The 26,207-nt window shown below is 63.0% G+C and carries 22 protein-coding genes, 1 pseudogene and 1 riboswitch; of the genes and pseudogenes, 9 read left to right on the top strand and 14 right to left on the bottom strand.

Features of this window, described 5'->3' with window-relative positions; translation table 11 throughout:
• Window positions 1-8 precede the first annotated feature (8 nt).
• A complete protein-coding gene (locus HMPREF3036_RS04895) occupies window positions 9-1,058 on the bottom strand; it encodes a 4Fe-4S binding protein (protein ID WP_062332069.1) in 1,050 nt (349 codons plus the stop codon).
• Window positions 1,055-2,437 carry a polyamine export protein PaeA gene (locus HMPREF3036_RS04890; RefSeq protein WP_005436769.1) on the bottom strand — a complete coding sequence of 461 codons (1,383 nt, stop codon included), beginning with the start codon at window positions 2,435-2,437 and terminating at the stop codon, window positions 1,055-1,057. The genes HMPREF3036_RS04895 and HMPREF3036_RS04890 overlap by 4 nt, the downstream gene beginning before the upstream one ends.
• A gap of 242 nt (window positions 2,438-2,679) precedes the next feature.
• Between HMPREF3036_RS04890 and HMPREF3036_RS04885 the strand changes: the two genes are divergently transcribed.
• The gene (locus HMPREF3036_RS04885) at window positions 2,680-3,642 is read left to right on the top strand and encodes an AEC family transporter (protein ID WP_062332066.1); all 963 of its coding nucleotides are present in this window, start codon (window positions 2,680-2,682) and stop codon (window positions 3,640-3,642) included.
• Window positions 3,643-3,750: 108 nt separating this feature from the next.
• Here the strand turns inward: HMPREF3036_RS04885 and HMPREF3036_RS04880 are convergent, their stop codons facing one another.
• From HMPREF3036_RS04880 to HMPREF3036_RS11835, 3 genes are all read right to left on the bottom strand, one after another.
• Window positions 3,751-4,953 carry a M20 metallopeptidase family protein gene (locus tag HMPREF3036_RS04880; protein ID WP_062332062.1) on the bottom strand — a complete coding sequence of 401 codons (1,203 nt, stop codon included), beginning with the start codon at window positions 4,951-4,953 and terminating at the stop codon, window positions 3,751-3,753.
• Between the two features lie 273 nt (window positions 4,954-5,226).
• A complete protein-coding gene (locus tag HMPREF3036_RS04875; protein ID WP_062332058.1) occupies window positions 5,227-6,585 on the bottom strand; it encodes an IS1634 family transposase in 1,359 nt (452 codons plus the stop codon).
• 93 nt (window positions 6,586-6,678) lie between these two features.
• Window positions 6,679-6,873 (bottom strand): hypothetical protein, encoded by a 195-nt coding sequence (locus HMPREF3036_RS11835; RefSeq protein ID WP_156469740.1) that lies wholly within the window; start codon window positions 6,871-6,873, stop codon window positions 6,679-6,681.
• Window positions 6,874-7,331: 458 nt separating this feature from the next.
• On the opposite strand from HMPREF3036_RS11835, the gene HMPREF3036_RS04870 reads away from it, so the two are divergent.
• From HMPREF3036_RS04870 to HMPREF3036_RS04850, 5 genes and pseudogenes are all read left to right on the top strand, one after another.
• Window positions 7,332-7,967, top strand: a complete 636-nt coding sequence (locus HMPREF3036_RS04870) for a TetR/AcrR family transcriptional regulator (protein ID WP_062332055.1) — start codon at window positions 7,332-7,334, stop codon at window positions 7,965-7,967.
• 533 nt (window positions 7,968-8,500) lie between these two features.
• The gene (locus HMPREF3036_RS04865; RefSeq protein ID WP_005436757.1) at window positions 8,501-9,802 is read left to right on the top strand and encodes an anaerobic C4-dicarboxylate transporter; all 1,302 of its coding nucleotides are present in this window, start codon (window positions 8,501-8,503) and stop codon (window positions 9,800-9,802) included.
• 126 nt (window positions 9,803-9,928) lie between these two features.
• A riboswitch (FMN riboswitch) is annotated at window positions 9,929-10,058 on the top strand.
• 189 nt (window positions 10,059-10,247) lie between these two features.
• Window positions 10,248-10,844: pseudogene (ribB, locus tag HMPREF3036_RS04860) on the top strand (3,4-dihydroxy-2-butanone-4-phosphate synthase); the annotation flags it as partial.
• Between the two features lie 225 nt (window positions 10,845-11,069).
• A complete protein-coding gene (locus tag HMPREF3036_RS04855; protein ID WP_005436753.1) occupies window positions 11,070-12,341 on the top strand; it encodes a pyridoxal phosphate-dependent aminotransferase in 1,272 nt (423 codons plus the stop codon).
• Window positions 12,342-12,419: 78 nt separating this feature from the next.
• Window positions 12,420-12,926: an AEC family transporter gene (locus tag HMPREF3036_RS04850; RefSeq protein WP_081579497.1), complete on the top strand. Its 507-nt coding sequence runs from the start codon at window positions 12,420-12,422 to the stop codon at window positions 12,924-12,926.
• Between the two features lie 86 nt (window positions 12,927-13,012).
• Here the strand turns inward: HMPREF3036_RS04850 and HMPREF3036_RS04845 are convergent, their stop codons facing one another.
• Both HMPREF3036_RS04845 and HMPREF3036_RS04840 read right to left on the bottom strand, forming a co-directional pair.
• Window positions 13,013-13,915: a hypothetical protein gene (locus HMPREF3036_RS04845; RefSeq protein ID WP_062332052.1), complete on the bottom strand. Its 903-nt coding sequence runs from the start codon at window positions 13,913-13,915 to the stop codon at window positions 13,013-13,015.
• Window positions 13,916-14,251: 336 nt separating this feature from the next.
• Entirely contained in the window at window positions 14,252-15,763 is a 1,512-nt protein-coding gene (locus HMPREF3036_RS04840) for a flavocytochrome c (protein WP_005436747.1), read from the bottom strand.
• Window positions 15,764-16,487: 724 nt separating this feature from the next.
• On the opposite strand from HMPREF3036_RS04840, the gene HMPREF3036_RS04835 reads away from it, so the two are divergent.
• Window positions 16,488-17,516 carry a DMT family transporter gene (locus tag HMPREF3036_RS04835; protein ID WP_005436745.1) on the top strand — a complete coding sequence of 343 codons (1,029 nt, stop codon included), beginning with the start codon at window positions 16,488-16,490 and terminating at the stop codon, window positions 17,514-17,516.
• 98 nt (window positions 17,517-17,614) lie between these two features.
• Here HMPREF3036_RS04835 and HMPREF3036_RS04830 read toward each other — a convergent pair whose 3' ends face one another.
• The gene (locus tag HMPREF3036_RS04830; protein WP_005436742.1) at window positions 17,615-18,412 is read right to left on the bottom strand and encodes a GntR family transcriptional regulator; all 798 of its coding nucleotides are present in this window, start codon (window positions 18,410-18,412) and stop codon (window positions 17,615-17,617) included.
• A gap of 217 nt (window positions 18,413-18,629) precedes the next feature.
• Between HMPREF3036_RS04830 and HMPREF3036_RS04825 the strand changes: the two genes are divergently transcribed.
• The gene (locus HMPREF3036_RS04825; RefSeq protein ID WP_062332049.1) at window positions 18,630-19,343 is read left to right on the top strand and encodes a hypothetical protein; all 714 of its coding nucleotides are present in this window, start codon (window positions 18,630-18,632) and stop codon (window positions 19,341-19,343) included.
• A 75-nt stretch (window positions 19,344-19,418) separates the two neighbouring features.
• On the opposite strand, the gene HMPREF3036_RS04820 is transcribed toward HMPREF3036_RS04825, so the two are convergent.
• The 6 genes from HMPREF3036_RS04820 to HMPREF3036_RS04795 all read right to left on the bottom strand — a co-directional run bounded on the left by HMPREF3036_RS04820 (window position 19,419) and on the right by HMPREF3036_RS04795 (window position 23,993).
• Window positions 19,419-19,748: a hypothetical protein gene (locus HMPREF3036_RS04820; protein ID WP_062332045.1), complete on the bottom strand. Its 330-nt coding sequence runs from the start codon at window positions 19,746-19,748 to the stop codon at window positions 19,419-19,421.
• Window positions 19,745-20,146, bottom strand: a complete 402-nt coding sequence (locus HMPREF3036_RS04815; RefSeq protein WP_005436734.1) for a nitrous oxide-stimulated promoter family protein — start codon at window positions 20,144-20,146, stop codon at window positions 19,745-19,747. The genes HMPREF3036_RS04820 and HMPREF3036_RS04815 overlap by 4 nt, the downstream gene beginning before the upstream one ends.
• Window positions 20,147-20,252: 106 nt before the next feature.
• Window positions 20,253-20,840, bottom strand: a complete 588-nt coding sequence (locus HMPREF3036_RS04810; RefSeq protein WP_062332042.1) for a methylated-DNA--[protein]-cysteine S-methyltransferase — start codon at window positions 20,838-20,840, stop codon at window positions 20,253-20,255.
• A 90-nt stretch (window positions 20,841-20,930) separates the two neighbouring features.
• Entirely contained in the window at window positions 20,931-21,743 is an 813-nt protein-coding gene (locus HMPREF3036_RS04805; RefSeq protein WP_005436732.1) for a Crp/Fnr family transcriptional regulator, read from the bottom strand.
• 222 nt (window positions 21,744-21,965) lie between these two features.
• On the bottom strand, window positions 21,966-22,718 hold the full coding sequence (locus HMPREF3036_RS04800) for a basic amino acid ABC transporter substrate-binding protein (protein WP_082897355.1): 753 nt from the start codon (window positions 22,716-22,718) through the stop codon (window positions 21,966-21,968).
• Between the two features lie 318 nt (window positions 22,719-23,036).
• Window positions 23,037-23,993: a hypothetical protein gene (locus HMPREF3036_RS04795; protein WP_062332039.1), complete on the bottom strand. Its 957-nt coding sequence runs from the start codon at window positions 23,991-23,993 to the stop codon at window positions 23,037-23,039.
• A gap of 202 nt (window positions 23,994-24,195) precedes the next feature.
• Between HMPREF3036_RS04795 and htpG the strand changes: the two genes are divergently transcribed.
• Window positions 24,196-26,100, top strand: coding sequence for a molecular chaperone HtpG (htpG, locus tag HMPREF3036_RS04790; RefSeq protein ID WP_062332036.1), 1,905 nt, complete (start codon window positions 24,196-24,198; stop codon window positions 26,098-26,100).
• The last annotated feature ends 107 nt before the right edge of the window (window positions 26,101-26,207 follow it).

The following is a 26,207-nucleotide window of genomic DNA, read 5'->3' as shown; positions in this document are numbered from 1 at the left end:
TTGTTCAGTTATCGGTTGAAGTATCCCGACGTGAAGCTTCGCTCCACGATTCCCTCCCAGGCGGACGCGCGCCTTCTCCCCTTCACGGCGAGCTTGACGACCGGTCTTCCCGAAAGCCAAGCGTCAGCCGAGTCGGGCGCACCGAAGGAGACCGCCTTCGACGTGCAGATGTCGGCGCAGAGGCCGCAGCCCGTGCAGGCCGTCTCGACAGCCGCGATCGTGAAGCCTTCGCCCTCGGTTTTCGCCGAGAGCGCGTACTGGGGACAGGCCGCGGCGCAGAGCCCGCAGGCCGTACACTTTTCCGAATCGAATTGAGGCACCCTGAGGCCGGCAAGGCACGCTGCCTTCGCAGCGCGCACGCCTTCGGCATCCTGCATGCCCGAAAGAAGCCCCCTTGCCGCCATGAGCCTGCGCCTTGAGCCCTCCGTCACAAGCAGGTGGCCCGCGGATTTGTCGGGCACGTGCTCCGCAATCCTTTCAGGCGAAACGGGCGCGGCGGACTTTCTGACGACGATGCCCAGAAGATGACGGCGGCCGCCGTCGACCTCGGGAACGGGCTCGGTGCTAAAGACGACGTCAACCGTGCGCCCGAAGGCCCCGGCCATCTCCCTGAGATCCCTGACGAATGCGTTCCGCAGCGTGACGCCTTCGCACCGCACCTCGGCGGGACAGCCCTCGCAGACGCCCGTCGCGATCCTGAGCGTGCGAAGCCCGCCCCGAAGAAGCTCGAGCCTCGTCGTGGCACAAAGGCCTCCGATGCAGGGAACGGGCGTGCCCGGCCCCTGAGCAGCATGACTGCAGCGGCATTCGAGAACGCCTGAGGAAGGCACGGCCGCAACGGCCTCGCGCCAGCCCGCCCCGGGCAGCTCGAGCGCGTCGCGCGGACAGGCCGCGGCACAGGCGCCGCAACCCTCGCAGGCGGGCGCGATGATGCGAAGCGCGGCCCCTTCGAACGAGAGGGCGCGTGCGGGACAGGCGTCGGCGCAGGCGGTGCATTTGGCGCCCGCGTGCCGCTCACGCACGCAGCGGCCCGCAATAAGGCGAACGGCGCCCGTCACTTCGTGCCGCCCGGATTGATCTGGTCGGCGGCGGATGCGTCGGCGCCGCCCTCGGGGGCCTTCTCGACCTTCTCGGCCTTGTCGGCGTGCTTGACGTGGTGGTCCGCACGACGCATGAGCACCTGGTCGATGTGGAAGCCGTCCATGTTGGTGACCTCGAAGCGGTAGCCCGCATACTCGACGAAGTCCCCGCGCTTGGGTACGCGGCGGAGCATGTACATGATGAAGCCCGAGACCGTCTCGTAGGTCTCCTCCTCGGGCATGCTCTCGATGCCGAACTCGCGCTCGATGTCGTCGACGGGCGTCGAGCCGTCAACGAGCCAGGTGCCGTCGGCGCGCTCGACGAGGAGCTGGTCGTCGGCCCAGACGTCGTAGTTGCCCATCACGGGCCAGAGGATGTCCTTGAGGGTGATGATGCCGACCGTGAGGCCGTATTCGTTGATGACGACCGCGAAGTCGGAGCTCTCCTTCTTGAAGAGGTCGAGCGTCTCGGTGAGCGTGAGCGAGTCGGGGATCGTGATGATGGGCTGCACGATGCCGGGCTTGCGGATCGAGAGGGACTCGCCGTCGGCATAGAGCTTGAGGAGCTGCTTCCCGTCGACGACGCCCAAAACGTGGTCGATGTCGCCGTCGACGACGAGGAACTTGTTGTGGGGCGTGAGCGAGATCTTCTCGCGGATGCTCTCGTCACTCTCGTCGAGGCTGAAGTAGATGATGCTGTCGCGGGCCGTCATGGCGCTGGGTACCAGATGGTTTTCAAGGCCCATCATGTTCGTGATGGCGGTATGCTCAAGCGGCGCGATGACGCCCGCCTTGGCGCCCGCCTCGACCGTCGCGATTACGTCCTCGTTGGTGATCTGGTCCTGGTTGTTGAGCGGCACGCGCATCATGCGCATGATCGCGTTGGCGAGCACCGTCAGGAGCCAGACGAGCGGCTTGAGGAGCATGATGAGCGTCACCATCGGACTGATGCAGCGCACGGCCACCTTTTCGGGGCAGCTCATGGCGACGCGCTTCGGAATGAGGTCCGCGAACATCACGAAGAGAATCGTGACGAGCAGGAACGAGCAGAAGAAGGAGACGGGCGTGAGGGCCTCCGGCGGCACGACGTAGGCGAACACTGCGGCGAAGACGTCCGTGAAGACCGCCTCGCCGACCACGCCGCCGAGAATGGCCACGGCGTTGATGCCGACCTGCACCACCGAGAAGAAGTAACCCGGATTCTCCTTGAGGTTGAGAACGAGCCTGGCGCGGTGGTCGCCCTCTTCGGCCATGCGCTCGAGCCTCACCTTGCGGGAGCCTGCGAGGGCGATTTCAGACATGGCGAAGTACGCCGCGCCTATGATGAGAAGCGTGATGAGGACGAGCTGCGTGAGCATGACCGGGGTTTTCCAGAGATGACGTACGGAGACAGGCGGGCGTTGCCGCCGGCCGCTTATTGTACCGCAGCCCGCGTCCCGCACCGATTTGCGGGCGGGAAAAATTCGCGCCCGCCCGAAGCACGACGTCCTGATCAGGATCCCCGCCGCCGATTTCGACGCAGGTGTCCGTCCTGAGGATAAGGAATCCTCGTGCTGTTACAATCATTTGATCCTCGGATTCCTACAAGACGACATACGAAATGTCCGACGCACTGCTTCATACGATCTCCAACGTGCTCGTCCTCGTCCTCACGGCGGGGATCGGCTGGCTTGCCGCCCAAACGGGCAAGCTCGACGACACGGGCCGCATCACGACGGCGAAGATCGTGAATCTCTCGATTCCGTTCTTCCTCTTCAATTCCGTCACGACGAAGTTCACGCACGACCAGCTCGTCGAGCTCCTCGGCATGGCCTGGCTGCCGTTCGTGACGGTCTGCCTCAACCTTCTCATCTCGCTCGCGCTCATCAGGCTCGGCCTCGTGCGCAGGGAGCTCTCGGGCACCTTCACCGCGGCCTTCACGGGCTCAACCGTGCTCTTCGTGGGCGTGCCCATGACGACCGCGCTCTTCGGCGAAGAAGGCATTCCCTACCTGCTCGTCTACTTCTTCGCCAACTGCGTCTTCATCTGGACCGTCGGCCTCTACGCCATCCAGACCGACGGCGTCGCGAAGGCGGGCGGCGCGCGTCCAAAGCTCGTTTTTATGAAGAGCGTCAGAATGCTCTTCTCGCCGCCGCTTCTCTCCTTCATCGTCGGCATCGCCTTCGTCGTCCTTTCGATTCCGATCCCGCACTTCGTCGCGGCCACCGTGAAGAGCTTCGGCTCCGTCACCTCGCCGCTCGCGCTCTTCTTCATCGGCATGACGATCTTCAAAATCGGCGTCTCCGAGATGAAGCGCATGCCCCGCGAACTCGTCTTCGTGCTCCTCTCCTGCTTCATGATCCGCCCGCTCGTGATGTACCTCGTCACGATCCCGTTCGACCTCGAGCCCATCATGCGCAAGGTCTTCGTCGCGGCCGCCGCCCTGCCCGTCTCGTCGGTCATCGCCGTTCTCGCACGCACTTACGGCGGCGACGAGCGCTTCGCCTCAAGAGCGATCGGCGTGACCACACTCGGCATCATCCCGGCCCTGCCCGTGATGCTCTTCATCGTGCATTTCGTCTGATCCGGATCTCGAAAAGAAAGCTGCGCGCAACGCCCGCACCCACGAAGAAGGGGCGCCCGTTCATGCAGATCGGACGCCCCTTTTCAATGCCGATCCTTGTTCAGGATCTCATCGGGCGGCGAGCGCCTCGAGGCGCCTGACGGCCATGTTGGCCACGACGCTCACGGCGACGGGGAGGACCTCGTCGTTGAAGTCCATCTGCTGATTGTGGAGCGACACCTGGTGCTCCTCATCGCGGATGCCCACGCGGATGATCGCGCCTGGGATGCGGTTGAGGTACTCGGAGAAGTCCTCGCTCGACATGAACGGACGGATGATGCGGACGTTGTCCTCACCGAGCAGGGCCTTCGTGACCTCGTGGGCGGCGATCGTCTGCTCCTCGCCGTTGATGACGGAGCCGATCATGCGGTCGTAGACGAGCTCGACCGTGCAGCCGTTGGCGGCGGCGATGCCCGTCACCATCGCGCGGATGTTCTCCTCGGCGAGGTCGCGGATCTCGGGCAGGAAGGTGCGCACCGTGCCGCTCATCGTCAGTTCGCTCTGCACGACGTTGTTGGCCTTGAAGTTGCCGCAGTTGATCGAGCAGATGGAGACGACGGCGGACTCGATCGGGTCGACCTTGCGGGAGACGATCGTCTGGAGCGCCGTCACGATCTGGGCGGCGACAGGAATCGGGTCGACGCCGAGGTGCGGACGGCCGCCGTGCGTGCCCTTGCCGCGCAGCGTGATGTAGACGCTGTCGCTCGCGGCCTGGAGGGGACCCGGCTTGAAGCCGATCACGCCCTTGGGAAGATTGGGCTCGGTGTGGCCGCCGTAGATCTCCTCGATGCCGTACTTCTCGATGAGGCCCGCCTCGACGAGGGCCTTCGCACCCGTGCCGGCCTCTTCGGCGGCCTGGTGTACGAGCACGATGCGGCCGGGGAAGTCGTTGTGCGCGGCGAGCCAGCGGGCGGCGCCGAGAAGCCACGTCGTGTGGCCGTCATGGCCGCAGCAGTGGCCGCGGCCGGCAACCGTGCTCGCCCAGGGCTTGCCGCAGCCGTCGTTCATCGGCAGGGCGTCCATGTCGGCACGGATGGCGATGGTGTGGCCGGGACGGCTGCCCTCGATCACGGCGATGACGCAGCCCTTGACGAGCTCCGTGTCGATCTCGACGATGCCGCTCTTCCTGTGATAGTCGCAGATCAGGCCCACGGTGCGCTCGGTCTCGAAGCCGAGCTCGGGGTGTGCATGAATGTCGTGACGGATCTCCTCGAGCTCGGGCACGAGTTCGGCGACGCCGGGCAGAAGACGGTCTTGAAGAAGCAGAGCCATTTGGGGTTCTCCATTTTTTGAACAATGGTCTTGGTGTCTGACGATTGTACGCCTTCCGAGAAATCGAAAGGACCTTCCCGCTTGCGCAGGAAGATCCTTTGGGGAGCGGCAGGTCCAGGGGAACGGCCTGCCTCATGTCGCCGATTAACCGCGGTTACTTGTTGCCGAGGATCGTCTTGACGGCCATGCGGCCCGAGTTGATGGCGAATGCGGAGGCGGTGCCTTCGCCGATCTTCAGGTCATAGCCTGAAAGTTCCACAAAGGGGACACGTTTCAGCGTACGAGCGTGATCCCCAGCTCGCGTAGGAAAAGCTCGTCGCGAGCGGTGGTCTCTGTGGTAATGGTCCGCTTGCCGTAAGGCGTCTCGACCTGCATGGCGTACACCGCATCGAACCACTGCAAGATCTGCAACAAGGTCTTGTTTTCCAGCCACGACCGCAGCTTGCTCTCGTTTTTGAGTTGCACCGCCGACTTCGTGCCGTCGTCAACCCCCAGGCGTGCCTTGAGCTTTTTGAGCTCGTTGAGGAAGAAGAAGCAGTAGCCGAGTCCGACAAACTGCACGAACTGCCGTCCGCGCAATCTCTCCGGCGTCCAAACCCGGGATCGGCGCCCCCCCATCGAGTGCTTCTGCGCCGCGAACAGCTCCTCGATCTTTTCGCGAAGACGGTAGTACCTCAGCGCTTCCCAAGTGTTTTTCTCCGTGTTGCTGATCAACACGAAGAAGCCGTGCCCCGTCTGGTACTCATGAATGGCTTCGTCGTTGAACTCGACAACCTTGCCTTTGGACGTCTCTTTCACGAAGAAGAACCGTTCCACCTTCTGCTGTCCGGCCTTGTTCAGCGTCTCCCCGTTCTCGACGAGACCCTTGAGTTGCTTGAGCTCGCTGCGGAAAGCCGCTCGATCCGCCGTTGCCTTCTCGTCGTCGTAGAAGAAGTGGATGTGCAGGTTGCGCGGCAGAATCTGAACATCGCCCATACGGTACTGACCGCGGGTTCGTTGGCGAAGAATCTGAAACTCGTGCTTCACCGTCTTCGTCACGCCAAAAGTGAAGGTGTCGAACGGACACGCGTTTGCGTGCTTCGTGATTTCCTCCTTGATCTCGTCGAATGCCTCGCGAATCCATGATGTGGAGAGTTTCATCCGGGTGAGTGTCGGGATGCTGTGGCGCACGAAATCGAGCAAGTTCTCCTCGCTCGTGAACCCGCAGTCTGTCACGACGAGGGGCGTCCTCTCCATGAGGCAGTCAAGTTGCTTGAGCGTGTTTTTGATGGACAGAACGTCGGGCACATTCCCAGGTTGGGCGTGGAACGCTAGAGGCTGAAGGGAATTAACCTCCATGATCCTCAACAGCTTCACGGACGGAAGGTTATTGCTTTCCTTGCTGAAGCCATGCCTCGCTTCGATCTGACCGGCGCCATAAGTGTCGACCGTGGATGACTCCACCGCGAGGACTTTACGTTTCTCCGTCGGAGTATTCGCTCGAGTCATGAAGTACTGCTGAACCGCGGACTCGTTCAATGCGATGTCGTTGAAGAGGCGGCTGTACGTTTGCTCAGAAATGCCGTCCGCATAGGGGGCGCGATGACAGAGCTGCCAGGCTTCGAGACCGGAAAGTTCCGCCCCGTTCGTCACGAGACAGTACTGCGCGATTGTTTCGACCTTGAGCGCATCACCGTCATCGAAGCACGAGGAAAGCGCCTGGCTGATGCCGGAACGTTCTCCGATTCAATGGAGAATCTCAAGCGCGCCGATGCGTAATTTATTGGCGTTAACCCTTAGTTCCTTATTGACGCCGACGGCTTTTTTGGGTCGGGTGGGCACGATCTCGTGCTGACCGGCCGGAATTTTGCCTAACAGGCGTTTTCCCACAGTAAAGGTTTTGCGCGTTTCCGGGTTGTACGCAAGCTCGCGCTCGTACACGTAAACGTCGCCATTACCGCGCTTTACGCGGATTTCACCGATATGCCCGTTCTAGCTCGCCCCATCTCAACCTCCAATAGTGCCCCTATATAATACCATAGGGACACTATATTTATCCATAAAAAATCCCAGCGTCTCTTTGATTTTTAAGAGAAAGACTGGGATCAGAAAAGTGAGCAAAGGGGCAAAGGTGATCCTATTATTAGATTTTCAGGGATGACGCCCGCGGACGTCGCGCCCGCGTGCAGCAGGAAGGCTGCGGCGAGGAGAAGAAGAAGCTCTCGAGCGGAATGAAGCGGGCGCATGCGGTCTCTCGGACGGTCGGTGAGGATCACACCATTTTTGAGGCATCCCGAATCGCGCCGCCATTCCCGCATGGCGCCGCTCGGGTACAATGCACGGAATCCGGCCCTCAACCGATTCAACCGGGATCCGCCGACCAGGACCCGCAACAAGACATGACCGACAGACTTCCGAAAACCCCCAGAGGCCGCAACCGTGCGGTCGAGCTCCTTCGCTGCGCCATCGACGTTTTCATCGAGTACGGCTACGAGGGCGCGTCCCTCTCCCGCATCATCGAACGCTCGGGCGGCTCGCGCACCGTGATCTACCAGGTCTACGGCAACAAGGAGGGGCTCTTCCTCGCCGCCCTCGGCATGATGGCCGACGACGTCTATCAGGCCTACGTGAGCAACTACCATCCCGGCCGCAGCCTGCGCGAGGAGTTCGAGGCCTTCGGCCGCATCTTCCTCACGGGCATGTTCACCGAACGCGCCGTCGGCGCCTGCCGCCTCGTCTTCGCACAGTCCTTCGCCCGCCGTGACATCGGCGAATTCTTCTACCGCGAAGGCGTGAAGAAGAGCTACCAGTGCTTTGCCCGAGTCCTGCAGAACCACGTCGACGCCCCGATCGAGGAGCTCGAGGAGGCCGCCGCCCGCTTCATCGAAATGCTCCGCGGGCCCCTTCTCATGCGCATCCTCTGCACGCCCGAGACGCAGGTCACGCCCGAGGAGATCGAGGAGGCCGCCGTGCGCAGCGCCGACATCATGACCGTCTGGATGAACGAGCGCTGGCCCGAGACCAGAGCCGCCTGACCCGCACCGCTCCCATCATGGGCGCCGCCTCCCGAAGCGTGGACGCGGCGCCTTTTTCGTGTCCGCCCGCCTTTCCCGAAATGCCTTGAAACATTTCCCGCGACTCCTCACGACTCTCGAAAAACTACCGAAAACTACGCAATTCTGAGGCGAAACCGCGCCCAAAACACGACTTCCGCATCCCCTCCGGCCACTCTCCCCGACGCCCCGCCGGTGTCTCCAAAAGGCCTCACGGCGTCACTTTTAGGGGAAAATACCCAGAAGTTCAAAGCGACACGAAAAACACGGAAAAATCGGACCGATTTTCCGCCTGAAACGACTGTCGCAGAGCGATTTGCAAAGATCATCGAATTATTTTGGCAGCGGGTTAACCCTATGAATCGTTTACCCTCAGGAAGCGCTTTCAACCCGTTTTATCCGCGTTTGCCCCGTTGACTTAAGGCGACGGGTCGGATAAGGTGCGCACGTATAACAAAGATTTACAGGTTCCCCTGTCCTCCGGGATGCGGGATTCCACAGCCAAAGGAGATCGTATGGTCTACATTCACTTTGCACTGCTCTTCGCGTGCATCATCTACGCCGCCAAGCTCGGCGGCATCGGCGTCGGCATGGCCGGCGGCTTCGGCATGGCTATTGCCGTCTTCTGCCTCGGCATCCCGCCGGGTCCCATGCCCCTTGACGTGATCCTCATCATCATGTCCGTCCTCTTCGCCTGCTCCGTCATGCACGTTGCCGGCGGCATGGACTACATGGTTCGCGTTGCCTCCCGCGTTCTTCGCGCCAATCCGAAGTACATCAACATCCTCGCTCCGGCGATCGCCTTCCTTCTGACGATCCTCTCCGGCACGGGCTTCACGACGATGTCCATCCTGAACGTGATTCAGGAAGTGGCCAAGCAGAACGGCGTTCGTCCGTCCCAGCCGCTGACCTCCGCCGTCGTCGCCTCCCAGATCGCCATTTCCGCCTCCCCGATTTCGGCCGCCACCGCCGCCATGTGGGTTGTCGTTGAAACGATGGGCGTCTCCTTCGGCCAGGTCCTCTGCGTGATTCTGCCGGCCGGCCTCTTCGGCGCCGCCGTCGCTTCGCTCATCTCCGCCTTCCAGGGCGTCGACCTTGAAAAGGACCCGATCTTCCAGGCCCGCATGAAGGCCGGTCTCGTCGCCATGTCCTCTCAGGAACAGCGTGAAGCTCCGCTTCCGAAGGGCGCCAAGCTCTCCGTCGTGATCTTCCTCCTCTCCGTGGTGTTCATCGTTGCCATGCTCCTCTTCAAGAAGGAAATCGGCCACACCCTCGGTTCCCGCGACATCATCGTCATCACGATGCTCTTCATCTCGATGCTGATGTACTGGTTCTGCGACGTCGAGCTCACCAAGATCAAGAACTCCTCGATCTTCAAGGGCGGTTATGAATCCCTCGTCGTGATTCTCGGCATCTGCTGGCTCGCCTCCACGGTCATCGGCATCTACATCCCGACGATTAAGGAACAGGCCACTGTCCTCCTCGGCCAGTACCCGGGCCTCCTCGCCCTCGCCTTCTTCTGCGTGTCCGCTCTGCTCTTCTCGCAGGGTGCCACCTCGGCCCTGCTCGTCCCGGTTGCCGCCAGCCTCGGCTGCGACGCCCCGATGATCCTCGCCTGCTTCGTGGCCGTCTCGGGCATCTTCGTCACGAACGTCTACCCGACCTCCGCCTTCGCCATCTCCTGCGACGACACGGGCTCCTTCATGGGCAAGTGGTCCGGCACGTACGTGATCAACCATCCGTTCTTCCTCCCGGGCTGCCTTGGCCTCGTCGCCGCCATCCCGTTCGGCTTCCTCATGGCCGGCCTCGTGTTCTAACACGCGGTTTCGAACAACGGAATCCAAGCCTCAAACGGGCGTTCACCTTCGGGCGAACGCCCGTTTTCGTTTCCGCGAACGCCTGCTTTCTTGACATCGTCCCTTCCCTTCCGTATAAATTCGCTCTGCAATCTTCAGGGCAGGGTGAAAGTCCCTACCGGCGGTACAGCCCGCGAGCGCCTCTCCCTCAGGGGAAGCGCATGATCAGGTGAAACTCCTGGGCCGACGGTCACAGTCCGGATGTAAGAAGATGCAGGTCAAAGGCGGACGCGTGCCTGCGTCCGGCATGCGCGTGCCCGCGCCTGCGCCCTTTGCCGTCGCCCTGAACGTTCGGCCAACACCGGGTTCGGGGCGCCTTCGTCTCTTCCTTGAGCGGAAGCTCCCCATCCCGCCTTCAATCCTCTAGAGAACCGAAGCCCTTGGCTTCGGACAAGGAAGACACGTCATGACCCATGCGTTCGACACCATTGAAAAGGCGCTTGAAGACCTTCGCGCCGGCAAGATCATCCTCGTCACCGACGATCCCGATCGTGAAAACGAAGGCGACTTCATCTGTGCGGGCGAGTTTGCCACGCCCGAGAACATCAACTTCATGGCCGTCCACGGCCGCGGCCTCATCTGCATGCCCATGTCGGGCGAGCTCTGCGACAGGCTCGGCCTGGCGCCGATGGTCGCGAAGAACACCGACAACCACGAGACCGCCTTCACGGTGAGCATCGACCACGTCGAGACGACGACGGGCATCTCCGCCTTCGAGCGCTCCCACACGGCGCTCGCCGCCCTTCGCCCCGACGCCCGTCCCGAGGACTTCCGCCGCCCCGGCCACATGTTCCCGCTGCGCGCCAAGGCGGGCGGCGTGCTCGTGCGCAACGGCCACACCGAAGCCACCGTCGACCTGTGCCGCCTCGCGGGCCTCGCGCCCTGCGGCCTGTGCTGCGAGATCATGGCCGACGACGGCACGATGATGCGCACGCCCGAACTCATCGAGTTCGCCCGCAGGCACGACATGACCTTCATCACGATCGCCGACCTCCAGGCCTGGATCCGCGCCCGCGCCTAAATTCTGGACACGCACGACGCACCGCGTCTACTCCCGGCTTCACGACGGCCCGCCGTTTTCAACGAAACGGCGGGCCGAACTGCATCAGGATGCAAGCAAAACGCCGCCTTCACGCACACGGCGTCGCCTTTGCGCGTACACTTTGAAGTTCGACGCCGCCATTGACGAGCGGCCTTTCCCCCGCTTGAAACTCCGCCGGAAAACCTCATGAAGCTCATCAAGAAATCCAAGAAGCTCAACAACGTCCTCTACGACATCCGCGGCCCGATCGTCGACCGCGCCAAGGAGATGGAGGCCCAGGGCCAGCAGCTCATCAAGCTCAACATCGGCAATCTCGCCTCGTTCGACTTCCAGGTCCCCGAGGAAATCCAGCGAGACATGATCCTCAACCTGCCCAACTCCGCGGGCTACTCCGACAGCAAGGGCATCTTCGCCGCCCGCAAGGCCGTGATGCACTACACGCAGGAGCTCGGCATCAGGGGCGTGACGCTCGACGACATTTATCTCGGCAACGGCGCCTCGGACCTCATCTCGCTCGCGACGAACGCGCTGCTCGACGAAGGAGACGAACTCCTCATCCCGATGCCCGACTATCCGCTCTGGACAGCCACCACGAGCCTCTCGGGCGGCACCCCCGTGCACTACCTCTGCGACGAGGAGAACGGTTGGCAGCCCGATCTTGACGACATCCGCGCCAAGATCACCCCGAGGACCCGCGGCATCGTGATCATCAACCCGAACAACCCGACGGGCGCCGTCTATCCGAAGGAGACGCTTCTCAAGCTCGTCGACATCGCCCGCGAGTTCGGCCTCATCATCTTCGCCGACGAGGTCTACGACAAGATCCTCTACGAGGATGCGAAGCACATCGCCATCGCGAGCCTCTCCACCGACGTCCTCACGATCACGTTCAATTCGCTCTCCAAGGCCTACCGCGCCTGCGGCTACCGTGCGGGCTGGATGATCATCTCGGGCAACAAGCTGCCCGCCCGCGACTTCATTGAGGGCCTCAACATGCTCGCCAACATGAAGCTCTGCGCCAACGTGCCGGGCCAGTGGGCGATCCAGACCGCGCTCGGCGGCTACCAGTCGATCAACGACCTCGTCTGCGAGGGCGGCCGCCTGCGCGTTCAGCGCGACCTCGCCTGGGAGCTCCTCACGCAGATTCCGGGCGTCACCTGCGTCAAGCCCCAGGGCTCGCTCTACATGTTCCCGAGGCTCGATCCGAAGATCTACCCGATCGAGAACGACCGCCAGTTCTTCAAGGAGCTCCTTGAAGCCACGCGCGTCCTGCTCGTGCAGGGCACGGGCTTCAACTGGCCGCATCCCGATCACTTCCGCGTCGTGTTCCTGCCGCACGAGCCCCAGCTGCGCGAGGCCATCAGCCGCATTGCCGAATACCTCGCCGCCTGGCGCGCCGCACATCCCGTGAAGGAAGAACCCGCCACACCGAGGAAGAAGGAGGGCGCCGCCGAATAAGCGCTGTTCGGTAGCTTCCCGCCTGTCCATGCAGCGGCCTGAAGGCCATGATGTCTTCAGGCCGCTTTTTCTCATCCTATTTCCGTACCTCAACAGCGCCATGCAGAGCCTTCTCAGACGCTTCGCAAGGTGCTGACCAATCCGCTCATCATCGCGACCGTGGCGGGCCTTCTCGTCAAGGCATCGGGCCTCACGGTCCCGCAGACCGCCACGACCTTCCTCGCGCATCTGGGCAACGACTCGCTGGCGATGGGACTCCTCTGCATCGGCGCGGGCCTCAGGCTCCATGACTTCAGGGATCACCTCGCGCTCATCACGACCTCCGTCGTCTGCCGCCTGCTTGCGGTCCCCGCCATCGCCTGGGGTGCCGTCACGCTCGCGGGCCTCGACCCCGTGGAGGCGGGCGTCGCGATCCTCTTTGCGGCGCTTCCCACCGCACAGAGCTGCTACGTGATGACGGCCTCGATGAAGGGCGACGCCCCGTCGGTCGCCAACGTCACGACCGCCCAGACGCTCGCCGCCATGGCGACGCTCCCCTTCTGGATCTCGACGGTCCTCATCGGCCTCTCGCCCATCGCGGGCTGAGACCGGAATCAGGGAAAGGCAGATGCACGAACGTCCGCAGGACCGCGTGTCCTTGCGGGCGTCTCATTGTTCGATCCGGGATGAGGTCAGACCGACTCGAGGAGTCGCTCGAGCCTCGGAAGAAGCGTGCGGCGGCAGTATTCTGCCGTCTCGTCGCCGCCCGGGAGCTCGAGGAACATGCGGCCTGCGTCGAGCGTGAGCCCGAAGGCGCGCACGGCCTCGGGGCCGCCGCGCTCGCACTGCGTGACCACGCTCTTGACGGTGGCGATAACGCCCTTGGAGAAGCGTTCGGAAGCGGCGCGGAAGATCACGGCGTCCCTGTCGGTCTCGTCGACGGGGTGATCGGCCGCCTCGAGAAAGCCCTCGAACTCCCCCTTGAGGCGGTCGGCAAAGCGGTCCTTCATCAGTATGAAGTCGGCGCTCGAGGCGGTGCCGTAGGCGTCGCTCAGCGCCTGCGCGTTTTCGCGAAAGTCGATGCCGAGCTGGTGGCGATGCTCGGGCGAGAGATGCGCCCACTCGGCCGTGATGCGGCGCAGCAGGCCCACGAGACGCATGCTCGCGGCGATCTGGCCCGCAAAGATGATGTCGTCGATCACGAAGCTGCGCGCGATCGTGCCGATGCCCGCGTCAAGGAAGTTCTTCCAGCGGCGGAAGAAGAGGCGCTCCTCGTCGTCGCTCTCAAAGACTTCGCCCACGAGCGCAAGCGGGCTCGCGGCGTGCTCGGAGACGAGCCTGCGCACGTTGGCGGCAAAGCCCTCGAAGCTCTCGAGCGCCGAAAAGGACGTGCCCTCGCCCGCCTCGCGCTCAAAGCGCCCAAGCCAGGAGGCCTGCTCGAACGTCAGGTCCTCCATCAGCTTCCTGCAGCCCGACGGGAGGAAGCTCCTCGCCTGCTGCCAGTCCTCGAAAAGGCCCGTCGCGGCCGCCGTGAGGCGCTCGAGCGCCTCCCTGATCATCGCCAGGCGCTCGGCCTCGGTGTGCATCACAGTCATGTTGTGTCGTCTTCTCATTGTTGTTGTGACGTCATGCGGCGCGCCTCGCTTTTCACAGGATTTCCCTGCGCACGGCGGGCCTTTCGCCCCGCCGTTCCTTTTTTTCGCGCTTGCATGAGAATGTTTCCCAATAGTTTACCTCAATCAAGGCATATCTGCCCTACCCAAGAGACTATTGATTTTTCGAACGACGGATTCGGCGGGACCGTTCGGAGGCGTTCAGGGAGACGTAAATGAAGAGCGCCCGGAGGCCTGGGACCTTCGGGCGCTTCAGGCGTCCTGCTGCGGCGCAGGACGGGGTTCAGGGGGCTCCGCCCTGAGGCGGAGCGTCAGGCCTTATTTGATGGCGGCGACCTTCTGGCCGGCGAGGCGGCCGAAGACGAGGCAGTCAAGGATGGCCACGGAGCCGAGGCGCACTGCACCGTGCACGCCGCCCGTCGCTTCGCCGGCGGCGAAGAGATGGCCGATCGGCTTGTCGGAGCGGACGTCGAGGACTTCGCAGTTGTCGTCCGTGACGAGGCCGCCCATGCAGTGATGGACCTTGGGCTGGAGTTCGCAGACGTACCACGGACCTTCGACGAGCGGGACCTGGTCGTTGTTGATGTAGCGGCTCCAGACCGGGTCGGCCTTGGCCTTCACGACCTTGTTGAATTCCTCGACCTGTGCCTTGAGGGCGTCGGCCTTGATGCCGGCGGCCTTGGCGAGGGCTTCGAGCGAGTCGTACTTCTCGACGATCTTGCGTTCGAGCATTTTTTCAAGGAAGCCCGGGCGCTGCTTCTTGAGCGGCTGCACGTTGGGTTCGTTGCAGATGGCGAAGCACTTCTTGCCGTTGGCCTGTTCGACCATGATGGCGTCGGCGCGGACCTTGCGGTTGGCGAGCTCGTTGACGAAGCGCTTGCCTTCGGCGTTGACCCAGAGGCCGTATTCGGCGGCGGCCGTCTGGTTGAACTGCCAGCCGATGCCCATGCCCTTTTCACGCGGGCAACCCCACGGGCCACACTGGATCCAGTCGTTCTGGACCTGGAGGGCGCCGATGGCGGACGTTTCACGCCACATTTCGGACGTGGCGCCCGGCTGGTTCGTCGTATCGAGCGTTTCGTTGAGCTTCGGATCCTGGAACATGCGGAACTTCACGTCGGCGGAGAAGCCGCCGTAGCAGAGCACCACGCCCTTCGTCGCGCGGATCGTCTTCACCTTGCCAGAGTCGGCCTTCGGGAAGCGGTAGCCTTCGCGGACCTGAACGCCCTCGACGCCGTTGTCACCGCGGATGATGTGTTCGACGAACACGCGGTTGCGCAGCGGAATGCCGAGTTCCTTGCACTTGTCGAGTTCCTTCGTAACGATGCCCGAACCCGAGCCGTTCGTCGTCGTGACGTAGCGCGGAACGGAGTGACCGCCTTCCTGGCCGATGGCGTCGGGCAGGTACTGCACGCCGAGTTCCTTGACGGTCCATTCATAATTGGAGAGCGCATGCTCGGCCAGATAGCGGACCTTGCTCGAGTAGTTCATGTAGTTGCCGGCCGTGAGAATGTCCTTCTCAAGCAGCTCGACCGAGTCCTCGATCTTGTGGAGCTTCTGCTGCGGGCAGCCCGTGGCGGTCAGAATGCCGCCGTTGATGATCGAGTTGCCGCCGAACGTGGCCATTTTTTCAAGAACGACGACGTTCGCGCCCGCCTTCTTCGCCTCAATGGCGGCGGCAAGACCGGCAAAACCCGAGCCGATGACGATCACGTCGACGACTTCGTCCCACTTCTGCTTCGGAGAGGCGACGGCGACGGTGGAGCCTGCAAGAGCCGCACCGGCGGCGACTGCACCCTGGATGAGATGACGGCGGGAAAGATCGGTCATGGTAAATTCCTCCTCAAACTGACTCCAGACGAGCCGACTTCTCCTGAGGCCGCGTCCGGAGATTCCGCCCTTCGCCCCGACGGGACGCGGGCGAGCACAGGGCGCACTTTGTCGCCCTTCGTTATCATCCTACTATCGACAGGCGCAATGCGGGAGAGAACAAACCCGCATCCGAATCACCTCCCACTGAATTCCCGTTCAGGCCTATACGTCACTACCACAGTTCTTGACAGGACATGGAAAGACGACGCCGCAGGCGTTTTGACCCCTCAACGCCCCTTTCCTCACGGTAACCGACGTTACACTTTGAAATAAAGTTGCATTTTCGACTCATGATTACGTATTTTTACTGAGTTTTTCTTTGCACTTTTCCGCCAAAAATCAGCAGAATCCCCTCGTCCCTAGGGATTACGCGAAGTACCTAAGGACTTCCCCTAAATGCATCTCGCGTATTTCCCGCATTTTTGTTAGCATGAGGCTGACCAAAACAAGCGCATTGAACAGCCGTTCAGACCAGAAGAAGGCTGTTGCGGATTGAGGCGGTCGCGCCGGGAAAAGATACCTTCCCGGCAGCCCGGCGGGGAAGCGTCAGGCGGGTTCCGAAAGGAGCGCGGGCGCGCCCACCCGGGTCAAGCACGGGCGGCGCCATCCCTTTCACACCAGTCGCCCGTTACGGACCGCGTCCGGGTGAAAGACGGACGCAAGAACCGGTAATCGTCAACCCATGCTCATCGGCGTTCTGCTTGGCATCGCTGCGGGTGCTCTCTGGGGCCTCATTTACATTGCGCCCCTTCTTCTACCGCAGTACAACCCCGTTCTCGTCGCCCTCGGGCGATTCATCGCCTTCGGCCTCGTGTCGCTGCCCTTCATGTTCTTCATGAAGGAGGACCTCAAGCGATTCACGAAGCCCGACATCATCGAAGCCTTCCGGCTTCCCTTCTTCGGCAACGTCGTCTTCTACAGCCTGATCACCGTCTGCATCCGCATGTCGGGCGCTCCGCTTGCCGGCATGTTCATGGCCGTCATTCCCGTGCTCGTCGCCATCGTGGCGAACGTGCGCTATCAGCGCGAGGGCCGCGGCCTCTCGTGGGGCTCCATCACGCCGCCGCTCGTGCTCATCTTCTTCGGCCTCGTGATCGCCAACTGGACCGAATTCCAGTACATCACCTCCTCGGGCTCCACGGGCCTCGACTTCTGGATCGGCGTGCTTTTCGGCATCGCGGCCGTGATCTCCTGGACCTGGTTCTCCATCATGAACGGCGAATGGCTTCTCGCCCACCCGAAGCACAGCTCGTCCGCCTGGACGGCCCTGCAGGGCGTCACGGTGCTCCCCGTCGTCATGATCGCCTTCGCGATCCTCGCCTGGCCGTGCGGCTGGATGGACACCTCGGTGTCGCTTCTCGGTGAAACGCCGCTGCGCTTCCTCGGCGTGGCCCTCATGATCGGCCTGCTCTGCAGCTGGGTCGCCATGCTCTGTTGGAACCAGATGTCCCAGCGCCTGCCCTCCGGCCTCGGCGGCCAGCTCATCGTCTTCGAGAGCATCTCCGCCGTCGTCTACGCCCTCATCTGGCGCGGCGAATGGCCCACCATCACGATGGTCATCGGCTTCACGATCCTGCTCGTGGGCGTGATGTGCTCCCTCTACGTCTTCGGCAAGTCCCCCGCCAAGAAGGAGGACGAATCAAAAAAAGCGTGCGCGGCCCCGTCGAAGGCCGCGAAGCCTGAGGAAAAGCTTGAGGGCGAGGCCGCGTAAGGCCCCGCCGCGAAAAGACCTTCGACATTGAGAAACGGCCCTGTCGCCTGTATGGCGTCCGGGCCGTTTTCCATTCCCCCCTTCAGAAACGTGCCTTCCTACGGCAGCGCGAAGCAGATCTGCGAATTCTCCGCATCGAGCCTGTAGATGCGGTACTCGACGGGCAGGTGCCCGAAGGCCATCGAGATGCGCGCAAACCTCAGCACGGGCATCGGATCGGGAACGGCGAGCCGCACGGCCTCGCTCCCCTTCACGCACTCGTACCTCACCGCGCAGCGCTGGCTCGTGATCACCACGCCCATTTCGCGCGCATAGAACCTGTAGATCGAGTCGTCGGGCCTGTAGCCCCTGCGGTAGCGCTCGGCCGTGAGTCCGGGGAAGAATTCGGGCAGCAGGAAGATCTCGTCCGAGGCCGCAATGCGCTCGCCCTCGGGCGTGCGCTTGACCATGTGCCTCACCATGTGGATCACCGTGTCGCCCGCCCGGATCCCGAGTCCCGCCGCAGCCTCCGCCGGACAGGGCGCCTCCTCAAGCAAGACGAGCCGCCTGAAGTCGAAACGCGTGCTGCCGTCCAAACTCTCGAAGGGCTGGAACCTGTTCTCCTCGGCCACCGTCGCAAGGGTCGCCGCAAACGTGCCCGCACCCTGCCTGCGGATGAGCGCACCTTCCTCAACCAGAAGCTCCACGGCTCGCCTGAGCGTGCCGAGCGATACGCCGAGCTCCTCGGCAAGCACCGACTCCGTCGGAAGCCTGTCGCCGGGATGCCAGTCCCCATGTCGAAGCCTTTCGACCAGCACATTCCTCACCTGCTCGTAGAGCGGGCATCTCGCAACGGCAAGACGCCTCCCCGTCTTCCTCAGCATGTGCGTTTCCTCATTCTTGTGTTTCACGGTCATTTGCGCCTCCTCTACTCCTGCAGGAGTAGAAATTCATTCATATTGTAGATGACCCATATGCAACTCCGCCACCGAATGCCCCGCGGCGTGCCGGCCGCGTCATGCGTTTCCCAACGGTCAGGTCTGTCAGCATTCGTTACGCGCACGCTCGGGCGCGACGCCGCGTGCTTAGAATGACCTCACTCGCAATGCGAACGACTCAACTTTCCGCATCATCATGAACTTCAGGACGCTTTTCACACCCGCCGCCCTTGCGGGCCTTCTTGCTCTTCCGGGCGCCGCCTCGGCGCTCGACGCCATTCCCGCCTCCTGTCTCAAGTGCAGGCAGTCCCCGGACGACACCGCCTTCATCACCTGCCTCTACGAATGTCTCGCGGATCTGAAGACCGCACCCGGCGCTTCCTCGGGCGACGCTTCGAAGTCGAAGGCCGGGACGCCTTCGACCGATTCCGGAAAGTCGGGCAAAAAGACGCAGGCCGACGGCCTTCCCGCCTTTGAAGGCGGCTGGACGGTCTACGACAGGCCCGACGCCGCCGAGGGCGATCAGGCCCGCAGCGCCGAGCTCCTGAGCCGCAGCGCCGTCTCCGCCTTCTTCCAGCGCGTGCAGCCCGTTCTCGTCCTCGCCAAGGAAAAGAAGGGCGACGTCCATGCCTTCCTCAACCTCGAGCCCGCCGTCGTGGGCTCCTTCTCGGATCGCGTCCTCGTTCAGTTCGACGAGAGCAGGCCCCGCGCCCTGCCGCTCCGCGCCCTGATGGGCGGCAGCGCCGTCCTTCTTCAGGACAAGACCTTCCTCAAGGACCTTGCGTCCGCAAGGAAGCTCTACGTCCGCCTCGACCTCTTCGGCGCGCCCGCCCAGACCATGGCCTTTGATCTCGGCGACGTCAAGGGCGTCATGAAGTGGCTCGACGAGGCCGACGCCGTCAGGAGCTGAGACTTTCCCTGGCGACTGTCCGACCTGCTCGTCAAAAAAGGCGGTGCATCTTCCTGCACCGCCTTTTTCAACTCCTCAATCCCGATGCCTTGCGAGCGAGCACCAGGCCGCGAGAATCGTGAAGAGCGTCACGCCCGCCATGATCTCAAGCGCAGGATGAATCGAACCGCCCGTCTCGAGCCTTCGCATGACGATCTTCCCGCCGGCTCTCGCCCATTCGCAGGCAAAGAGCACGTGAAGAAGTGCGAGAAGGCGCGTGGCGCCCGCACCCTTCACGGCCAGAAGGATGAGTGCGCCAAGCGGCGCGGCCGCAGCCGCAAGCGGCACGCCGTGGTAGAGAAGATGCGCGCAGAAGAGCAGCGTCGAGAGCGCGGGCGGGATCGAGAGCAGCACCTTCCTCATCATGCCATCTCCTTCTTCGCCGCAGTGTTCCTCGGCTTTTCGGGCGCCTTCACCGTGAGGCTCTTCACAAGATGCCTGATGGAAAGCACGGGATGCGATGCCGCAAGACGCGGCCCCGCATGGCGCATGACCTCACGCGCCTGCGCCTTCTCCTTTGCGCGATAACAATGGATGCGGCACTTGGCGCAGACGGGCTTCGACGCACCGTACGGACAGCACGCAAGGCGCTTGAGCGCATACGCGAGGAAGGCGCTGCATTCGGGACAGAGCCCGTCGGGGCGCCCCGACGTGCCGTGGCGGTCCCTGCAATACATCGCCGTCATGATTCGGATCGTCTCCGCCTCCTCGCGAAGGACGGGATCGGTCTCAAGTCTTGCCATGCGAGAATTCGCCTCAGTCATGTGCATCTCTCCTGATCGCCTGTGAAAAAAGGGGATCTTAGTGAACACAGTCTGAGGCTAGCCTTAAGAACGGCACCATCCCCTCCTTCGGAGAGATGCGGGGGCGTCACCCCATCACCTTCGGGATGGCGTCGGCGATGAGTCTCGTGAAACCCCGCCCCGGCACGGCATTGACGCTCACCACCTTTCCCTCTCGCGCGAGGAGCTCGAACTTCACCGCCCCGCCGCCCGCATAGCCGCCTATCCTGCCGGACTTCTCGACCACGCGGTGGCATGGAATGATGACGTGCAGGGGATTGGCGCCGACGGCCGAGCCGACGGCGCGCGAGCCACCCTCGCATCCCGCCATGAGGGCGAGCATGCCGTAGGTGGTGGCGCAGCCGTAGTTGATGTCGGTCAGCACGTGCCAGACGTGCCGCTGAAAGTCGGTGCCGTGAAGACGAATGGGAAGCTCGAAGATCGTGCGCCGGCCCGCGAGGTACTCCATGATCTGCACCTCGGCCTCGTCGATGAGGGACGAGTTGCCCTGCAAGACCGCCCCGGCGCCGCATCGCCCTGCCGTACGGGCGATGATGCGCTCCACTCTTTTGGGCTCTCCCGTGAGCCAGAGCGCAAACACCAGCGCGCCTTCGCAGGCTCCCACTCTCATTTTGCCGAGCGGCGTTTCTATGTCTCGGGTAACGATGACGGCCATGATCTTCTCCTGCAAGCAAAAGTCTGAAGAGATTAGCTTAGCGCAGATCCTCTCCGCGCTCCTCCCCTGCACTTTCGCCGCACGGGACGATCATGAGCGCTGCCAGTATCGTCTCACGTCGCGCGGTCTCGGCAGTCCGCTCACCTTCTCCTCCAGATCGCAAAGGATCTCGTTGGCCTCCTGCAGGATGTCGAGCCTGTAGTGCACGATGCCGCCCTCGACGCGGCGCACGTCGTTTCGCCTCCACTCGGCCGCCAGGCGGTCGACCCACCCCATGGAGCAGCCCAGCACGCTGCGGATGATGCTGCGGGTGAGTACTCGCGGCGCGATCACCTCGTCGCCTTCGAGGTGCCCGAAATGGCTCGTCCAGCTCAGGAGTACGACCTTCATCGCCTGCTCGGAGTTCAGGAGCGTGAGACAGGCGAAGGCAAGGCGGTCGGAGAGCATTGAGAGTTCGCACTGAGTGGCGAGCAGCATGAAGAGATCGGGATTGCGTCTGGCGATTTCGAAGAACTCCCGGTGCTCGCACCAGACGATGGAGGTGGGCAGGATGGCCTCGTAGGCGCCGACTGCGGGACGGTGCGAGAAGATGTTGAGGTTGCCCGTGGCGATGTTGCCGGGCCCCGCGAGGCCGATCTGATTGTCGGACTTTGCGCCGTAGGTGCCGAGCTTGCGCGCGACGAGGCCCTTCTTGACGACCGCGAAACGGCTCACGGGTTCGCCCTCGCGGTAGATCTGCGCGCCGGGCGCGAGCACGGCCTCCTGCCCGATGTTCTCAAGAAGCCTCAGAAGCTCGGGATGGAGCGGCGGGCAGATCCACGGCACGAGCGGAATGCGGTGGAAGTAGTCTTCAATGGGAAGGCATCGGGTGCCAGCAAAGGTCGGTTGGGCGGAGGCGCTCACGGCCGGGCTCCTTCTGGTCGAAAGATCCGCCTTCACGGCGAAGGCAAGGTCTTCATCTGGGTCATTGGGCCTTATTTTAGCCGCCGCACAAACGTTTTGGAAAAAGTCCGCCATCAGAACCCGAAACCGACAAAGCCGGCCGTCTGCGAGGGACGACCGGCTTCGCCGGGCGGCGCATGTACAGGCTTGCGCCGCAGCTGAGAATGGTTCGATTGACGCGCCTTACTTCGCCTTGCCGAACCACTTCATCATGAGCTTGTCGAATTCGCCGTTTTCCTTGAGGGCCTTGAGGGCCGCGTTGAGTTCGGCGGCGAGTTCGGGACGATCCTTGGCGACGACCATGGCAAAGTCGTCGGCGGAGAGCATATCGGGCAGGTGCACGACCTTCTTGGCAAGGCGCGGCTGCTGCGTGAGGATGTAGTCCGTCACGGGCTTGTCGTTGATGACGGCCTCGCAGCCGCCGTTGGCGAGCTCGAGGATGGCATCGCCCGCATTGTTGAACGTCTGGACCTTGGCGTCCTTGATGTCCTTGGCCTTGGCGGCAGCCGTCGTGCCGATCTGCACGGCGAGCTTCCTGCCGTCAAGATCCTTGAAGCCCTGGATCTTGTCCTCGTTGCCCTTGGCGACGAGCACCGTCAGGCCGGACTTGTAGAACGGTTCCGTGAAGAGAACGCGCTTCTTGCGCTCCTCGGTGACGGAGAAGCCGGAGGCGCCGACGTCGACGGATCCGGAGAGCACTGCCGGGATGATGCCGTCAAAGGCCATGTTCGTGATCTTGACCTCGTAGCCCGCCTGCTTGCCCATCGCGCGGATAAGATCCATTTCGAAGCCCGTGATCTCCTGCGTCTTCGTGTTGACGAATTCAAAGGGCGGGAAGGTGGTGTTGGAGGCGACGCGCAGGTCCTTGGCTTCAACGGCGCCGGCGACGAGGACGGCGGTGGCGAGGACGGCGGCAAAGGCTTTCTTCATGAACATTTCGGGTTGCTCCGTTTTTTCTTGTCTTTCGGGATGATCTTCGAAAATCCGTGCGGATTTCGAGAGGCTCAAGGCGCCGCCTGGCGTCTTGGTGGAAAGTTATTCTACCTGTGGCCCTCTGCCCGGAATCCGGGGCGGAGGACTTCCTTCCTCCTAGGCCGCATGATCGAGATCAAACGAAATTTTGGTTTGCCTATTGCCGACAAAAGGCCTGTGCAGGAGGACAAAAGCACCGACCTTCCCTCCCATGACGCACGAAGGCCGACACGCCTTCGCGCGCCGGCCTTCAAGTCAAATGAGCCTGAGGGACTTTTGGTCCTACCAGGGCCACCAGCCCTTAACGGTATCCATCACCTTGTCGGTCATCGGGACGGCCGCCCTGCGGGCCTGGGCCTCGATGGTCGCACGAGCCTCGGGGCTCACGGCGAAGCGCTCGACGGCACCCTCCCAGCCGACGTAGGGCACGCCGTTGTCGTCAAAGGCGTAAAGACCCGTGTGCCTGCCCGTGGCGAGCGCGAGCGAACGCTGGCGCTCGGGCGTGAGGAAGACGCTGCCGTCGGGCATTCTGGAGCCGAGCGCGGCGGAGCGCACGCGCCAGGCGTGCGGACGGGCGGGATCAAGCCAGGCGGGCACGGGCTCGAAGCCCGTGGCGTCGGGCTCGGCGCCTTTCGAGACGTCGCGGCTGCGCACGACGACCGTCACGGCGCAGCCTTCGCCACGACCGGGTTCAAGCGTGGAGATCCCGGCGGGAATCCTGCAGACCGTGTCCTCCTTCTCGAAGAAGACGTCCTGCGTGACCATGTAGCCGAAGCTTCTCAGGTCGGCCTTGGGGCTCGTCCATGCAAAGCGCCAGCCCTCCTTCGCAAACTGCGAAGCGACGGCCTGCACGGTCTTCGCTGCGACGTGCCTCACGACGGCGCGCTCGTCGGCGGCCTCGGTCACGGGCACGAAGCCGAAGTAGTGGACGGTTTCGAGCGGATCCGCGGCCATCACGCTCTTCTCGAGCATGCCGTTGAAGAATCCGCTGCCGCCGCTCGTGAGCAGGTCGACGCCGGGAGCGGCGGCCTCTTCGGGCGTCACCGTCACGGCGCGTCCGCGACCCGCGTCCTCGCGGTCGTGCATGTCGAACGCAAAGACCTTCATCAGGTTCTTGGCGTGGCTTGCGTGCGCGTCGGGGGCCTGCATGCGGTCGATCTCGTCGGCGGTGGGCACGCTCTGGCAGCCCGTGAGAACGGCGGCCGACAGGGCGGCGATGAGAGAAAGGCGGTGCATCATGATGACTCGATTTCAAGGGAAATGATTTTCGACTATACAGGATTGCGGGGACGCGCGCGAGCGCAGGTCGCCTCCGGCGCACGATCGCCTTCAATCGCGCCCTTGAAAATCCGCACATCGTCCCCATATTTACGTGTATCGGGCGCCGTGACGCCCGCACGCAATGGAAATTGCGCTGTTGATATTGGAGAAAAATTCAAAAATGGCACAGGAAGTCCATGGTTTTCAGACCGAGGTCACCAAGCTTCTCGGTCTTCTCGCCAAGTCCCTTTACTCGAACAAGGAAGTGTTCCTCCGCGAACTCGTTTCCAATGCGTCCGACGCCGTCGACAAGCTGCGCTTTCTCTCGCTCACGAAGCCTGAGCTGACTGCCGATGATCCGATCTTCTCGATCCGCATCAAGGCCGATCCGGAAGCAGGCACGCTCTCCGTCATCGACAACGGCATCGGCATGACGCTTGCCGAGGCCAACGATCATCTCGGCACCATCGCCAAGTCCGGCACCGAAGCCTTCATGGCCCAGCTCACGGGCGAAGAGAAGAAGGACTCCCAGCTCATCGGCCAGTTCGGCGTGGGCTTCTACTCCTCCTTCATCGTCGCCGACCGCGTGACGGTCATCTCACGCAAGGCGGGTGCGAGTCCCGAGGAAGCCGTGCAGTGGGAGTCCGACGGCAACGGCACCTTCACCTCCGGCAACATCACCCGCGAGGCCCGCGGCACCGAGATCATCCTTCATCTCAAGGAGGACGAGAAGGAGTTCCTCGGCCAGTGGCGCCTGCGCGACGCGATCACGAAGTACTCCGACCACATCTCCACGCCCGTCTTCCTCTGGGAGAAGAAGGAACCCGTGAAGGAGGACGACAAGGACGTCGTCGAGGCTGAAGTGACGGGCTCCTGGGAGCAGGTCAACGACGCCCGCGCCCTCTGGACGCTTCCCCCGAAGGACGTGACGGAAGACCAGTACAAGGCCTTCTATAAACACCTCACGCACGACTATGGCGATCCCCTCTGCTGGGCCCACAACCGCGTCGAGGGCGAGCTCGAGTACACGTCCCTTCTCTACACGCCGTCCGAAGCCCCGTGGGACCTCTACTCGCGTGAAAAGCAGCACGGCCTCAAGCTCTTCGTGCAGCGCGTCTTCATCATGGACGACGCCGAGCAGTTCCTGCCGAACTACCTGCGCTTCATCCGCGGCCTCGTCGACACCGCCGACCTGCCGCTCAACGTCTCCCGCGAGCTTCTCCAGGAAAGCCGCGTGACGCAGAAGCTCAAGCGCGCCCTCACGAAGCGTGCGCTCGACATGCTCGGCAAGCTCGCGAAGGACGATCAGGAAAAGTATGCCGTCTTCTGGAAGAACTTCGGCGCCGTCATGAAGGAAGGCCCCGTCGAGGACTACGCCAACCGCGACGCCGTCCTCAAGCTCCTGCGCTTTGCCTCCACCAAGGCCGGCACGCCCGAGGAGAACGTAAGCCTCGCCGACTACGTTGCCCGCATGCCCGAGAAGCAGAAGCACATCTACTACCTCACCGCCGGCAACTTCGAGACCGCCGTGAGCTCCCCGTACCTCGAGACCTTCCGCCGCAAGGGCGTCGAAGTCCTCCTGATGACGCAGCGCATCGACGAGTGGATGATGCAAGGCATGACCGAGTTCGAAGGTCATGAGTTCATCCCCGTGACCGCCTCCGACCTCAAGCTCGGCGAGCTCGCCGACAGCGAAGAGGAAAAGAAGCACGAGGAAGTCGTTCGCGAATCCTCCGGTCTCGTCGAACGCATCAAGCAGGCGCTCGGCGACCGCGTCGAAGGCGTGCGCGTCTCCTCCCGCCTCGTCGACAGCCCGAGCTGCCTCGTGGCCGACGCCGACAAGCGCCTCACGCCGCAGATGCGCCGCATGCTCGAGGCCGCAGGCCAGCAGGTCCCCGAGGACAAGGTGACCCTCGAGATCAACCCGTCCCACCCGCTCCTCAAGAAGGCCGAGGCCGAAAAGGACCAGGCGGGCTTCGAGAAGTGGTGCGAACTGATGCTCGATCAGGCCGCCCTCGCCGACCAGGGCACGGTCAAGGACCCCGCCAGGTTCGTGAAGCTCATGAACGAGCTGCTGCTGAAATAAGCTCAGCCCTTACGGACGCAGTCTGACATCAGCCAAAAAGGCGCCTCCCCTCCGCGGGCCGGCGCCTTTTTTCACGGCCTCATCTCATATGTCGACTTGTTTCACCA

Source organism: Sutterella sp. KLE1602 (assembly GCF_001578585.1).
In the GTDB taxonomy this organism is placed as follows: Bacteria; Pseudomonadota; Gammaproteobacteria; order Burkholderiales; family Burkholderiaceae_F; genus Sutterella; species Sutterella wadsworthensis_A.
This window is presented reverse-complemented; position numbering and strand designations above follow the sequence as displayed.

Coding starts and splice junctions, on each gene's coding strand:
- HMPREF3036_RS04890 (WP_005436769.1), bottom strand. CDS start 2,437: ATGCTCACGCAGCTCGTCCTCATCACGCTTCTCATCATAGGCGCGGCG.
- HMPREF3036_RS04885 (WP_062332066.1), top strand. CDS start 2,680: ATGTCCGACGCACTGCTTCATACGATCTCCAACGTGCTCGTCCTCGTC.
- HMPREF3036_RS04880 (WP_062332062.1), bottom strand. CDS start 4,953: ATGGCTCTGCTTCTTCAAGACCGTCTTCTGCCCGGCGTCGCCGAACTC.
- HMPREF3036_RS04870 (WP_062332055.1), top strand. CDS start 7,332: ATGACCGACAGACTTCCGAAAACCCCCAGAGGCCGCAACCGTGCGGTC.
- HMPREF3036_RS04865 (WP_005436757.1), top strand. CDS start 8,501: ATGGTCTACATTCACTTTGCACTGCTCTTCGCGTGCATCATCTACGCC.
- HMPREF3036_RS04855 (WP_005436753.1), top strand. CDS start 11,070: ATGAAGCTCATCAAGAAATCCAAGAAGCTCAACAACGTCCTCTACGAC.
- HMPREF3036_RS04845 (WP_062332052.1), bottom strand. CDS start 13,915: ATGACTGTGATGCACACCGAGGCCGAGCGCCTGGCGATGATCAGGGAG.
- HMPREF3036_RS04840 (WP_005436747.1), bottom strand. CDS start 15,763: ATGACCGATCTTTCCCGCCGTCATCTCATCCAGGGTGCAGTCGCCGCC.
- HMPREF3036_RS04835 (WP_005436745.1), top strand. CDS start 16,488: ATGCTCATCGGCGTTCTGCTTGGCATCGCTGCGGGTGCTCTCTGGGGC.
- HMPREF3036_RS04830 (WP_005436742.1), bottom strand. CDS start 18,412: ATGACCGTGAAACACAAGAATGAGGAAACGCACATGCTGAGGAAGACG.
- HMPREF3036_RS04825 (WP_062332049.1), top strand. CDS start 18,630: ATGAACTTCAGGACGCTTTTCACACCCGCCGCCCTTGCGGGCCTTCTT.
- HMPREF3036_RS04820 (WP_062332045.1), bottom strand. CDS start 19,748: ATGATGAGGAAGGTGCTGCTCTCGATCCCGCCCGCGCTCTCGACGCTG.
- HMPREF3036_RS04815 (WP_005436734.1), bottom strand. CDS start 20,146: ATGACTGAGGCGAATTCTCGCATGGCAAGACTTGAGACCGATCCCGTC.
- HMPREF3036_RS04810 (WP_062332042.1), bottom strand. CDS start 20,840: ATGGCCGTCATCGTTACCCGAGACATAGAAACGCCGCTCGGCAAAATG.
- HMPREF3036_RS04800 (WP_082897355.1), bottom strand. CDS start 22,718: ATGTTCATGAAGAAAGCCTTTGCCGCCGTCCTCGCCACCGCCGTCCTC.
- HMPREF3036_RS04795 (WP_062332039.1), bottom strand. CDS start 23,993: ATGATGCACCGCCTTTCTCTCATCGCCGCCCTGTCGGCCGCCGTTCTC.
- htpG (WP_062332036.1), top strand. CDS start 24,196: ATGGCACAGGAAGTCCATGGTTTTCAGACCGAGGTCACCAAGCTTCTC.